Annotated in this window: 14 protein-coding genes and 1 pseudogene; 4 read left to right on the forward strand and 11 right to left on the reverse strand. The window is 59.0% G+C overall.

All coding sequences use genetic code 11. The annotated features are described in order from the left end of the window. Positions 1-31: 31 nt before the first annotated feature. The 3 genes from rpoZ to KW848_RS08815 all read right to left on the reverse strand — a co-directional run bounded on the left by rpoZ (position 32) and on the right by KW848_RS08815 (position 1,959). The gene (rpoZ, locus tag KW848_RS08805) at positions 32-295 is read right to left on the reverse strand and encodes a DNA-directed RNA polymerase subunit omega (protein WP_007894670.1); all 264 of its coding nucleotides are present in this window, start codon (positions 293-295) and stop codon (positions 32-34) included. A 167-nt stretch (positions 296-462) separates the two neighbouring features. Beyond that, positions 463-1,083: a guanylate kinase gene (gene gmk / locus KW848_RS08810; protein WP_218536594.1), complete on the reverse strand. Its 621-nt coding sequence runs from the start codon at positions 1,081-1,083 to the stop codon at positions 463-465. Between the two features lie 12 nt (positions 1,084-1,095). Beyond that, on the reverse strand, positions 1,096-1,959 hold the full coding sequence (locus tag KW848_RS08815; RefSeq protein WP_008150145.1) for a YicC/YloC family endoribonuclease: 864 nt from the start codon (positions 1,957-1,959) through the stop codon (positions 1,096-1,098). A gap of 270 nt (positions 1,960-2,229) precedes the next feature. Here KW848_RS08815 and rph point away from each other — a divergent pair, with 270 nt between their 5' ends. Together rph and KW848_RS08825 are read left to right on the forward strand one after the other, a co-directional pair. Further along, positions 2,230-2,952, forward strand: coding sequence for a ribonuclease PH (gene rph, locus KW848_RS08820; protein ID WP_046045041.1), 723 nt, complete (start codon positions 2,230-2,232; stop codon positions 2,950-2,952). A gap of 28 nt (positions 2,953-2,980) precedes the next feature. Further along, the gene (locus KW848_RS08825) at positions 2,981-3,349 is read left to right on the forward strand and encodes a DUF4870 domain-containing protein (protein WP_218536595.1); all 369 of its coding nucleotides are present in this window, start codon (positions 2,981-2,983) and stop codon (positions 3,347-3,349) included. Between the two features lie 166 nt (positions 3,350-3,515). Here the strand turns inward: KW848_RS08825 and KW848_RS08830 are convergent, their stop codons facing one another. After that, positions 3,516-4,295 carry an exodeoxyribonuclease III gene (locus tag KW848_RS08830; RefSeq protein WP_007934608.1) on the reverse strand — a complete coding sequence of 260 codons (780 nt, stop codon included), beginning with the start codon at positions 4,293-4,295 and terminating at the stop codon, positions 3,516-3,518. A gap of 82 nt (positions 4,296-4,377) precedes the next feature. Here KW848_RS08830 and pyrE point away from each other — a divergent pair, with 82 nt between their 5' ends. Then, a complete protein-coding gene (gene pyrE, locus KW848_RS08835; RefSeq protein ID WP_111448275.1) occupies positions 4,378-5,022 on the forward strand; it encodes an orotate phosphoribosyltransferase in 645 nt (214 codons plus the stop codon). Positions 5,023-5,186: 164 nt separating this feature from the next. On the opposite strand, the gene KW848_RS08840 is transcribed toward pyrE, so the two are convergent. The 7 genes and pseudogenes from KW848_RS08840 to coaBC form a co-directional block, all read right to left on the reverse strand. Then, positions 5,187-5,570 (reverse strand): hypothetical protein, encoded by a 384-nt coding sequence (locus tag KW848_RS08840; RefSeq protein WP_218536596.1) that lies wholly within the window; start codon positions 5,568-5,570, stop codon positions 5,187-5,189. Continuing rightward, complete coding sequence (locus KW848_RS08845; RefSeq protein ID WP_192408901.1) at positions 5,557-6,129, reverse strand: hypothetical protein; 573 nt, start codon at positions 6,127-6,129, stop codon at positions 5,557-5,559. Before KW848_RS08845 ends, KW848_RS08840 begins: the two co-directional genes overlap by 14 nt. A gap of 17 nt (positions 6,130-6,146) precedes the next feature. Next, positions 6,147-6,359 (reverse strand): hypothetical protein, encoded by a 213-nt coding sequence (locus KW848_RS08850; RefSeq protein ID WP_218536597.1) that lies wholly within the window; start codon positions 6,357-6,359, stop codon positions 6,147-6,149. Positions 6,360-6,549: 190 nt separating this feature from the next. Then, entirely contained in the window at positions 6,550-7,455 is a 906-nt protein-coding gene (gene argB / locus KW848_RS08855) for an acetylglutamate kinase (RefSeq protein WP_008007602.1), read from the reverse strand. Between the two features lie 39 nt (positions 7,456-7,494). Then, positions 7,495-8,871: pseudogene (locus tag KW848_RS08860) on the reverse strand (phosphomannomutase/phosphoglucomutase); the annotation flags it as partial. 268 nt (positions 8,872-9,139) lie between these two features. Continuing rightward, positions 9,140-9,595 carry a dUTP diphosphatase gene (dut, locus tag KW848_RS08865; protein WP_111448280.1) on the reverse strand — a complete coding sequence of 152 codons (456 nt, stop codon included), beginning with the start codon at positions 9,593-9,595 and terminating at the stop codon, positions 9,140-9,142. A gap of 5 nt (positions 9,596-9,600) precedes the next feature. After that, positions 9,601-10,809 carry a bifunctional phosphopantothenoylcysteine decarboxylase/phosphopantothenate--cysteine ligase CoaBC gene (gene coaBC, locus KW848_RS08870; RefSeq protein WP_192408905.1) on the reverse strand — a complete coding sequence of 403 codons (1,209 nt, stop codon included), beginning with the start codon at positions 10,807-10,809 and terminating at the stop codon, positions 9,601-9,603. Positions 10,810-10,945: 136 nt separating this feature from the next. Between coaBC and radC the strand changes: the two genes are divergently transcribed. Further along, complete coding sequence (gene radC / locus KW848_RS08875) at positions 10,946-11,620, forward strand: DNA repair protein RadC (protein ID WP_111448282.1); 675 nt, start codon at positions 10,946-10,948, stop codon at positions 11,618-11,620. Positions 11,621-11,753 lie beyond the last annotated feature (133 nt).

The following is an 11,753-nucleotide window of genomic DNA, read 5'->3' on the forward strand; positions in this document are numbered from 1 at the left end:
CCCGCGCCGTGCTACGTCGACCAGGCATGGCTTAGACTGCCTCGTTGGACTCGTCCTCGAACGCTGCGAACAGCGGTTCGTCTTCGACGATTTCAGCGTTGGCGATGAACTCGTAGCTCATCAGGCCTTCAGCGATTTCACGCAAGGCTACAACGGTAGGCTTGTCGTTTTCCCACTGAACCAGTGGCTCTTTGCCGCCGGTGGCCAGTTGACGGGCACGCTTGGTAGACAGCATGACCAGCTCAAAGCGGTTTTCCACGTGGTTTAGGCAATCTTCAACGGTTACGCGGGCCATGGTATTCCTCGGAGCGAATGCAATATGCGCGCTGCCCGGTTGGGCGAGCGGACTCAACAGTTTAAAAAATCACCAGCGATTAGGGAAGCGCTGATTTTTTGACCAAGCCCTTCAACGCGCTGCAAGTACCAATGTAAAGCCCTTGCAGCGGTTTTGGGAAGAGCTGTTTAGCCGAGTAATTCGGCCAAAAGTTTTCCGTGACGCTGCTGCTGGCGCTTCTGATGCAGCTGATTGGCACGGAAAATCGCCTGCAAATCGCGCAGTGCGTGGGCGAAATCGTCGTTGATGATCAGGTAATCGTAGTCGACGTAGTGACTCATTTCGCTGACGGCTTCGCGCATCCGGCCTTCAATGATCTCGTCGCTGTCCTGGCCGCGATTGGTCAGACGCTGGTGCAAGGCTTGCAGGGACGGCGGCAGAATGAAGATCGAACGGGCCTGGGGCATCAACTTGCGCACTTGCTCGGCGCCTTGCCAGTCGATTTCCAGGATCAAGTCGTGGCCTGCGTCGAGGGTCTGCTGCAAGTGGCTTTGCGAGGTGCCGTAGAGATTGCCGAACACTTCGGCGCGCTCCAGGAAGTCGCCATGTTCGCCCATCTTCACAAACGCTTCGCGGGAGACGAAGTGATAGTTCACGCCGTCCACTTCACCGGGGCGCATGGCGCGGGTGGTGTGGGAAACCGAGACGCGGATCTCCTGATCGGAGTCGGTCAAGGCCTTGACCAGGCTGCTCTTGCCCGCGCCCGAAGGGGCGGAAATGATGTACAGGGTGCCGGTGCTGTGGGTCATGTCAGGGTTGCCTTACTCAATATTCTGCACTTGTTCGCGCATCTGCTCGATCAACACTTTGAGGTTGACCGCCGCCTGGGTGCTGCGCGGGTCGAAGGCTTTGGAGCCCAGTGTGTTGGCTTCGCGGTTGAGCTCTTGCATCAGGAAGTCCAGGCGCCGACCGGCAGCGCCACCGGATTTGAGCACCCGGCGGACTTCGATGATGTGAGTGCTCAGGCGATCCAGTTCTTCGGCGACGTCGCTCTTTTGCGCGAGCATGACCATTTCCTGCTCCAGCCGCTGCGGATCCATCTCGGCCTTCATGTCGGCGAAGCGGTCGAGGACCTTCTGGCGCTGGGTGGCAAGCATCTGCGGGACCAGTTCACGCAGGGTTACCACGTCTTCTTCGATGGAGGTCAGGCGATCGTTGATCAACCGCGCCAGCTCCGCGCCTTCGCGCTCGCGGCCGGCCTTGAGTTCTTTCAGGCCTTCGTTGAACAGCGCCAGGGCTTCGGCATTCAAGGCTTGCGGGTCGGTCGCGTCGCCCACCAGCACGCCGGGCCAGGCCAGGACTTCCAGCGGGTTCAGCGCGGCCGGATTTTTGATCAGGCCGGCGATTGTCTCGGCGGCGGCGACCAATTGCGCGGCACGCTCGCGGTCCACTTGCAGGGGTTTGTCGGTATTTTCTTCGGTGAAGCGCAAGGTGCATTCGAGCTTGCCCCGGGAGATTCCCTGGCGCAACGCTTCGCGGACCGCGCCTTCGAGGTCGCGAAAGGACTCCGGCAGACGCAAGTGCGGCTCCAGGTAGCGGCTGTTGACCGAGCGCAGTTCCCAGCTCAGGGTGCCTTGGGCGCCGGCTTTTTCGACGCGGGCGAAGGCGGTCATGCTGTGCACCATGGAGGTACCTCGCAATGCAGGTTCATGCGTTACCAAAGGTTTCGCAGACCTGATCTATATGAATTTAAGCCAAGAGGCAGCAAAGGCGCAGGATTGTAGCGCAGTGGGGCGAATGCGCCCAAACACACGGAGTGACAAAGGGCTGCAGGCCGTCGGTAAAGCGCTATTGCGGGCCTTCAGTCGTCGGGGGATTTTTTTAGAAGTGCCCACTCCTGGCCCTGCGGCTCTATAATGCTCCGCAGTTTTCCGTCCCCCGTACAGGTATTCCCTATGAAACGTCCAAGTGGTCGCGCTGCCGATCAGCTCCGCTCGATCCGCATTACCCGCAACTACACCAAACACGCCGAGGGATCTGTACTGGTCGAGTTCGGTGATACCAAAGTCATCTGCACCGTCAGCGTCGAGAATGGCGTGCCGCGTTTCCTCAAAGGTCAGGGCCAAGGCTGGTTGACCGCTGAATACGGCATGCTGCCGCGCGCCACCGGCGAGCGTAACCAGCGTGAAGCGAGCCGCGGCAAACAAGGCGGCCGCACCCTGGAGATCCAGCGTCTGATCGGTCGTTCCCTGCGCGCTTCGCTGGATATGTCCAAGCTGGGCGACGTCACCCTGTACGTCGATTGCGATGTGATCCAGGCTGACGGCGGCACCCGCACCGCGTCCATCACCGGCGCCATGGTTGCACTGGTCGATGCCTTGAAAGTGATCAAGAAGCGCGGCGGCCTGAAAGGCGGCGACCCGCTCAAGCAAATGATTGCAGCCGTATCGGTGGGTATGTACCAGGGTGAGCCGGTACTCGACCTCGACTATCTGGAAGACTCGGCCGCCGAGACCGACTTGAACGTGGTGATGACCAGCACTGGCGGCTTCATCGAAGTCCAGGGCACTGCCGAAGGCGCTCCGTTCCAGCCGGAAGAACTGAACGCTATGCTTGAGTTGGCGAAGAAAGGCATGAGCGAAATCTTCGAGCTGCAAAAGGCTGCACTGGCCGACTGATCGGACTGTTCCACACAAGGAGGACGCCATGAGTGACGAGCAACAGCTGCTTCCCACACCGAGCAAAGAGGTTCGGCAGTGGGCAATGTTTTGTCACCTGTCCGCCTTGCTGGGGATCTGGATTCCGTTCGGTACGCTGATCGGCCCGCTGATTCTCTGGCAGATGAAGCGCGAGATGGACCCGTTTGTTGATGCTCAAGGCAAGGAGGCGCTGAACTTTCAGATCACCGTCGCCATTGCCTCCGCCATCTGCTTCCTGCTGATGGTGGTGATCGTCGGGTTCTTCCTGTTCGGTCTGGTGGCGATCGGTGCGCTGGTGCTGACGATCATTGCCGGCGTGAAGGCCAATGAAGGGGTGCCTTATCGTTACCCGTTCACCTGGCGCTTGATCAAATAATCACCACGGTCCTGTAGGAGCAAAGCTTGCTCGCGATCAGGCGCCGCGGTGCGTCAGATACAGTGCGTCTTCGTTCATCGCGAGCAAGCTATGCTCCTACAGAAATAAGGCGTGCACAAAAAAGCCGACATCACTGTCGGCTTTTTTTGCATCTGCGAAACGACGCTTAGATGGTCAGCGTCCAATCGTAGTCCACGATCAGCGGTGCGTGTTGCGAGAACCGTGGCTGACGAGGCAGACGCGCGCTGCGTACGAAGCGACGCAGGCCTGGAGTCAGCAACTGATAGTCGAAACGCCAACCGAGATTGAGCATTTCAGCCTGTTCGTTATCCGGCCACCAGCTGTACTGGTCGCCTTCACGGCTGACTTCGCGCAACGCATCGACATAACCCATGTTGCCGACAATCTCGTCCATCCAGGCACGTTCAGGTGCCAGGAAGCCCGGGGATTGCTGGCTGTCACGCCAGTTCTTGATATCCAGCTTCTGTTGCGCCACGTACAGCGAGCCACAGTAAATGTACTCGCGACGTTTGCGTCGCTGTTTATCCAGATAACGGGCGAAATCGTCCATTAGCTTGAACTTCTGGTTCAAGTCTTCATCGCCGTTCTGCCCCGAAGGGAGCAGTAAGGTCGCGATGCTGACCTTGTCGAAATCGGCTTGCAGGTAGCGCCCGTAGCGGTCGGCTGTCTCGAAGCCGAGACCGCTGATGACTGCCTTCGGTTGCAACCGCGAATACAAAGCCACGCCACCCTGGGCGGGAACTTCAGCTTCGCAGGCATAAAGGAAGTAGCCATCCAGTTGGAAGGCTGGATCGTCCAGTTCAAAGGCGGAGGCGCGGGTGTCCTGCAGGCAGATGACGTCGGCATTCTGTGCTTGCAGCCAACTGAGCAAACCTCGCTCCACTGCAGCCTGAATACCATTGACGTTCACACTGATGATCCGCATAAATGGCCCCAAAAATCGCGTGCGTGTATGATACACGGCGTCAACCTAATTAGCTAAATCCGTGGTATTTGGGGTTTTTTTCATGCAAGCGTATCAGCGCGATTTCATTCGTTTTGCCATCGATCGCGGCGTTTTGCGCTTCGGCGAGTTCACCCTGAAGTCCGGACGCACCAGTCCTTACTTCTTCAATGCCGGCCTGTTCAACTCAGGGAAGGCCCTTGCGCAGCTGGGTCGTTTCTACGCGGCAGCCATCGTCGAGAGCGGTATTTCGTTCGATGTCTTGTTTGGCCCGGCGTACAAAGGCATCCCTTTGGCGGCGACCACCGCAGTGGCCTTGGCCGAACATCATGACCGTGATTTGCCATGGTGCTTCAACCGCAAGGAAGCCAAGGCTCACGGCGAAGGCGGCAGTCTGGTCGGCGCGCCGTTGACCGGTGATGTGTTGATCATCGACGACGTGATCACCGCCGGTACTGCCATCCGCGAGGTGATGCAGATCATCGCTTCCCAGGACGGCGCCAAGGCGGCGGGTGTGCTCATCGCCCTGAACCGTCAGGAGCGTGGCAACGGCGAGTTGTCGGCCATCCAGGAAGTGGAGCGTGACTTCGGTATTCCGGTGATCAGCATTGTTTCGCTGAACCAGGTGCTCGAATTCCTGGCTGATGACCCGCAGCTCAAGCAGCACCTGCCGGCGGTTGAAGCCTACCGCGCGCAGTTCGGCGTTTAACCACAATCACCTGTGGGAGCGGGCTTGCTCGCGAAAGCGGTGTATCAGTCAACGAAGATGTTGAATCTGATGGCCTCTTCGCGAGCAAGCCCGCTCCCACAGGATTGGCGTACAAAAAAAGACCCCGCTCAGCCAGGCTGAGTGGGGTCTTTTGTTTTGTGTCGTCAGCGCAGTCTTCGCCATTTTCCGATTAGTTTTAGTACCAATCCCAGGCTGAACAGCGCAAACACCAGCAGTGCCAGGACGACTAGCACGTAGAGCGTGCGATCCACATCGAAATCCCACAGATCCAGCGTGCTGCTTCCCATGATCCTTACGGCGGCCGGCAGATTGACGTAAAACAACGCCATGAAGGCGCAGGTCAGCGGTACGGCGCGGCCCAACAAAACGCTCATCACTTTCCCTTGGCTGCGTTTTCTGGCCAGCGGACCTGGTTGTTTTTCATCCAGTTCCAACGCTTCATGCAGCTTCGGCCAAGCCAGGTTGAACATGAAGGTGGTCAAGGTCAGCAGCAAACCGCTGACCGCGACGATGTCACTGAGCGGCATTCAGGCCCAGTGTCTGGCATAACAGCGCGTGGGAGTCTTCACTGATTTCGAACTGACCGGCGCTGCCTTTGCGTTTGGTGATGGGTTTGAATGTCGGCTCGTTTTGGGTGATCAGCATGTTCAGCTCATCACGGATGACGTCAGAGCTGATGACCACCAGATAAACCGTCTGCGCATGCTCTGCCGTTTCGATCACGGCCCTCATGCTGTGTTGAAGGATCTCGTCCAGCTGATTGCGAAAGCGCGAAACCGTGTTTTTCAGCAGGGTTTTGCTTTGGCTTTGGGTCAGCTGAAAAATCGTCGATATCTGAGATTCGGTCGGCAATGTCTGTCCGAAGTAGCTTTGAATCAGATACAGCAAACGGTCCTGTTTCGCTTCATCGGCCCGACTCGGCATGCCGCCTTCGACCAGCATTTTCAAGTATTCGGTCAGACTCGCCTTGGCTATTCGCTGCAGGGCGTGGGCGATTTCGTGGTCGGAAATCCTCAGGGTCTTTTTGACCGGCTCCTTTTGCTCGAGGTCGAATGCCTGGGCGTCAATCGTGAACGAGATCTGCATGGTTCAGACCCCCGTGATTACTTGGAAGGCTTGTTTGGATACGGATCTGCCACGGCGTCACCTTGGCCGGTCAGGATATTCCAGCCATTGAGTGTGTGGGTGCTGGGTTTGAAGTCTGGACACGGCGGAAGCGAAGTCTTTGACTGATTGGAGTATTCGCGCCCGCAGTCTGCGCACTCGTAAGTGCCTGCTGAAACATCACTGCCGTAGGGAACGTGGTCTTTTTTCATGGGGAAGATCTCCTGTGGATACAGGGAAGATCCTATGCGGACTAATGCTGGCGGGATGTCGGATGTTTCGCTTAATCAGGTCAGACATTTCCTGCGCGCATAAAAAAGATCGCAGACTTCATCAGCTCCTACGGAATATTCGTACATCCATAGGTGCTGCTGAAGGGTGCGATCTTTTGACGTACTTGAATCAGTGACGCTTGCGATTGCTGATCAAGGTACCCACACCGGTGTCGGTGAAGATTTCCAGAAGAATCGCATTCGGCACCCGGCCATCGATGATCAACGAGCTGCCCACGCCACCTTGAACGGCTTCCAGCGCGCAACGGATCTTCGGCAGCATGCCGCCGTAGATGGTGCCGTCGGCGATCAAGTCGTCGACCTGTTGGGTGGTCAGGCCGGTCAGGACCGTGCCCGACTTGTCCATCAGGCCGGCGATGTTGGTCAGCAGCATCAGCTTTTCAGCTTTCAGTGCTTCGGCGACTTTACCGGCTACCAGGTCAGCGTTGATGTTGTACGACTCGCCGTTGGCGCCGACACCGATTGGCGCGATCACCGGGATGAAGTCACCTTTGACCAGCAGGTTCAGCAGGTCGGTGTTGATGCCGACCACTTCACCGACCTGGCCGATGTCGATGATTTCCGGTTGGGTCATCTCCGGCGTCTGGCGGGTCACGGTGAGCTTTTTCGCACGAATCAGCTCGGCGTCTTTACCGGTCAGGCCGATGGCGCTGCCGCCATGACGGTTGATCAGGTTGACGATGTCCTTGTTGACCTGGCCGCCGAGGACCATTTCCACCACGTCCATGGTTTGCGCGTCAGTCACGCGCATGCCATCGATGAAGTGGCTCTCGATCGACAGACGCTTGAGCAGGTCGCCGATTTGCGGGCCGCCGCCGTGAACCACCACCGGGTTGATGCCGACGGCTTTCATCAGCACGATGTCGCGGGCGAAGCCGGTTTTCAGCTCCTCGCTTTCCATCGCGTTGCCGCCATATTTGATCACCAGCGTCTTGCCGACATAGCGGCGAATGTAAGGCAGCGCTTCGGACAGGACCTTGGCGGTGTTGGCGGCGGCTTCGCGTTCGAGGGTCATTCAGGGCTCCGGCACTTCAATAAAAGGCGCTTCGATAAATCAAAACGGTAAAAGGAGATCAGGGGCAACACGCTTCAACTGGACTTTGAACACGTCCTTGATGCGTTGCAATTCAGCCTCGTCATCGGCCTCGAAGCGCAGCACCAGCACCGGTGTGGTGTTGGACGCGCGCACCAGGCCCCAGCCTTTGGCGTAGTCGACTCGCACGCCGTCAATGGTGGTCAGGTCGGCGCCTTCGCCCCACTTCGCGTCGTGCAGAGCATCAATGATGCTGAATTTGCTCTCTTCGGTCACATGGATATTGATTTCCGGCGTAGAAATATCGTTCGGGAAGGTCGCAAACAGCTCTTCCGCGGTGGATTTTTCTTTGCTGAGGATCTCCAGCAGACGCGCGGCGCTGTAAATGCCGTCGTCGAAACCGAACCAGCGTTCCTTGAAGAAGATGTGCCCACTCATTTCGCCGGCCAACAGGGCACCAGTCTGTTTCATTTTCTTTTTGATCAACGAGTGACCGGTCTTCCACATCAGCGGACGGCCGCCGTATTCCTTGATCAGCGGCGTCAGGCGGCGGGTGCATTTGACGTCGAAGATGATTTCCGCGTCAGTGTTGCGCGCCAGCACGTCACGGGCGAACAGCATCAGCAGACGGTCGGGGTAGACGATGCTGCCGGTGTTGGTCACCACGCCGACGCGGTCGCCGTCGCCGTCGAACGCCAGGCCCAGGTCAGCGTTGGTTTCCTTGACCTTGGCGATCAGGTCCACAAGGTTTTCAGGCTTGCCTGGGTCCGGGTGGTGATTCGGGAAGTTGCCGTCGACGTCGCAGAACAGCGGGATGACTTCGCAGTTCAGGGCTTCGATCAGTTGCGGGGCGATCACGCCGGCCGCGCCGTTACCGCAGTCGACCACGACTTTCAGACGGCGAGCCAGTTTGATGTCCTGGACGATTTCGGTGTTGTAGCGGTCGAGGATCTCGACCTGGGTGATGCTGCCCTTGCCGCTGCTCAGGTTGTTGGTCTTGAGGCGTTCGTGCAGGGCCTGGATCTGTTCGTTGGCCAGGGTGTCGCCAGCGATGACGATCTTGAAGCCGTTGTAGTTCGACGGGTTGTGGCTGCCGGTGAGCATCACGCCGGATTTGCCGGCCAGCACGTTGGCGGCGTAGTACAGCGCAGGCGTTGGCACCAGGCCGACGTCGCTGACGTGGCAACCGCTGTCGGCGAGGCCTTTGATCAGTTGTTCGACCAGTTCTGGGCCGGACAGGCGACCGTCACGGCCGACGGACACGTTGGGTTCGTCCTGGGCCAGGCTCTGGGAGCCGATGGCGCGACCGAGCCAATACGCGGTTTCAGCGTTCAAGAATTCCGGGACGGTGCCGCGAATATCGTAGGCGCGGAAGATGCTGTCGGGGAACTTGGGTGCGACTTGGGCTGGGGTGCTCATCTGTAGGAATGCTCCATCTCGAAAGTGGCTGGACCTGCCGCGAAGAACTCGTCGGCAGGCTCAAACTGAAGGGTATGACGGCGTTTTCCACTGAGAGTTCGTGGTGTGAAAAGGCCATGCCACCAGCATCGGCGAGTAAATGGCCGGCCAATGCCTTGATTTTCAGTGGTAAACCTTCCAGATGACGTCTTTGCAATTCAGTACAAAACTTGTGGGAGCGAGCCTGCTGGCTCCCACAAGGAAATCATCAATGGCTGCCGGAGTGGCCGAACCCGCCAGTGCCGCGCTGGGTTTCGACGAATTCCTCGACCATCTCGAAATGCGCTTGAACCACCGGTACCAGCACCAACTGGGCCAGGCGTTCGCCTACCACCATGTTGAAATCGTTCTGGCCACGGTTCCAGCACGACACCATCAGCGGGCCCTGGTAATCGGAGTCGATCAGGCCGACCAGGTTGCCCAGCACGATGCCGTGCTTATGGCCCAGGCCGGAGCGCGGCAGAATCAGCGCCGCCAAGCCCGGATCGCCAATGTAGACGGACAGGCCAGTCGGGATCAGCAGGGTTTCGCCCGGCTTGATGACGGTGTCTTTTTCCAGCATGGCGCGCAGGTCGAGGCCGGCGGAGCCTGGCGTGGCGTACTGCGGCAGCGGGAAATCGGTACCGATGCGAGGGTCGAGGATCTTGGCTTGCAAAGCGTGCATGTAAATTAAACCTGGTTCAGACGTTCGGCGATAAAAGTGATCAGCTGGCGAGCAATCTTGCTCTTGCTGGTCTGGGCGAAAAGTGTGGCGTGTAGCTGGCGGTCGATCACGCTGCAGGCGTTTTCTTCGCTGTTGAAGCCAATGCTCGGGTTGGCGACGTCATTGGCGACGATCAAATCGAGGTTCTTGTCTTTCAACTTGCGTGCAGCGTAATCGAGCAAGTGTTCGGTTTCGGCGGCGAACCCGACACTGAACGGACGGTCGGGGCGTGTGGCAATGGTGGCCAGAATGTCTGGGTTACGCACCATCTGTAGCAACAAGCCGTCGCCGTTCGTAGGGTCTTTCTTGAGTTTCTGTGGGGCGACGACTTCCGGGCGGTAATCCGCAACCGCTGCCGAGGCGATGAACAGGTCGCAAGGGATCGCGGCTTCACACGCGGCGAGCATGTCGCGGGCGCTGACCACGTCGATGCGGGTGACGCGATCCGGGGTCGGCAGGTGCACCGGGCCGGTGATCAGCGTGACGCGGGCGCCGGCTTCCACTGCGGCCTCGGCCAGGGCAAAACCCATCTTTCCGGAGCTGTGGTTGGTGATGTAGCGCACCGGGTCGATGTTTTCCTGGGTCGGGCCAGCGGTGATCAGCACGTGTTTGCCGGTCAGCGCCTGACGCTGGAAGCAGTCCGCCGCGCACTGGGCGAGGTCGGTGGCTTCGAGCATGCGACCCATGCCAACGTCGCCGCAGGCCTGGCTGCCGGAGGCTGGGCCGAAGGTTTTCAGGCCGCGGCTTTCGAGGGTTTGCAGGTTGGCCTGGGTAGCCGGGTCGCGCCACATGGCCTGGTTCATCGCCGGGGCAACGGCGACCACGGCGTCGGTGGCCAGCACCAGCGTGGTCAGCAGGTCGTTGGCAATGCCTTGGGCCAGACGGGCAATGAGGTCCGCGGTGGCGGGGGCGATCAGCACCAGGTCGGCCCATTTGGCCAGCTCGATGTGGCCCATGGCAGCTTCGGCCGCAGGGTCGAGCAAGTCGAGGTGGACCGGATGCCCGGACAAGGCCTGCATGGTCAACGGTGTGATGAACTCGCTGCCGCCGCGGGTCATGACCACGCGCACTTCAGCGCCCTGGTCGATCAGGCGGCGAACCAGGTCGGCGCTCTTGTAGGCAGCGATGCCGCCGCCGACGCCCAGAACGATGCGTTTCCGATACAGCCGCTGCATAGGTCTGCCTTTCATTTCGTTGATGACTGCATGGCGATACCCCCTCCCCAGGGATGAAATCGCCCGCAAAAAAGATGGGCTACGATATCACAGCGACCGCTACGGAACAGCGGCGCCCACAGACCAGGGAGGTGCTATGAGTATTCGCGATTGGCCAGCGGCGGAACGGCCGCGGGAGAGGTTGCTTGAGTTGGGCTCGGGGAGCCTTTCAGACGCCGAACTGCTGGCGATTTTTTTACGAACGGGCGTGTCGGGCAAAAGCGCGGTAGATCTGGCGCGACACCTGTTGAATCAGTTTGGCAGCCTGCGCTCGCTGCTCGAGGCCGATCAGGAGGCGTTCAGCAGGGAGTTGGGGCTCGGGCCGGCGAAATTCGCTCAGTTGCAAGCGGTCCAGGAAATGAGCCGGCGTCATTTGGCCGAACGTGCGCGCCAAAAATCGGCGCTGGAAAATCCGCAAGCGGTTCGTGATTACCTGAAATCAATGCTGCGCCACGAGCCTCACGAGGTGTTCGGCTGTCTTTTTTTGGATTCCAGGCATCAAGTGCAGACCTTTGAAGTGCTGTTTCGCGGGTCCATCGACAGCACCAGTGTCTATCCGAGACAAGTGGTTAAACGTGCGTTGGCCCACAACGCCGCAGCGTTGATCCTCTGCCATAACCATCCGTCGGGTAATACCAACCCCAGTCAAGCCGACCGAGTGCTGACCAAGCGCCTGCAAGAGGCGCTGGACCTGATCGATGTGCGGGTGCTCGACCATTTCATCATCGGTGACGGCGATCCGCTGTCCATGGCCGAGTACGGGTGGATGTAAGAGGCATCACGACAAACATAAAACCCTGTAGGAGCCGAGCTTGCTCGCGATGGCGTCGTATCAGTCACCCTGTACAGTGAGTGAAGGAACGCCATCGCGAGCAAGCTCGGCTCCTACAGGGGGTTGTGGCGGG

This window comes from Pseudomonas sp. PDM25, assembly GCF_019219045.1.
Lineage (GTDB): Bacteria > Pseudomonadota > Gammaproteobacteria > Pseudomonadales > Pseudomonadaceae > Aquipseudomonas.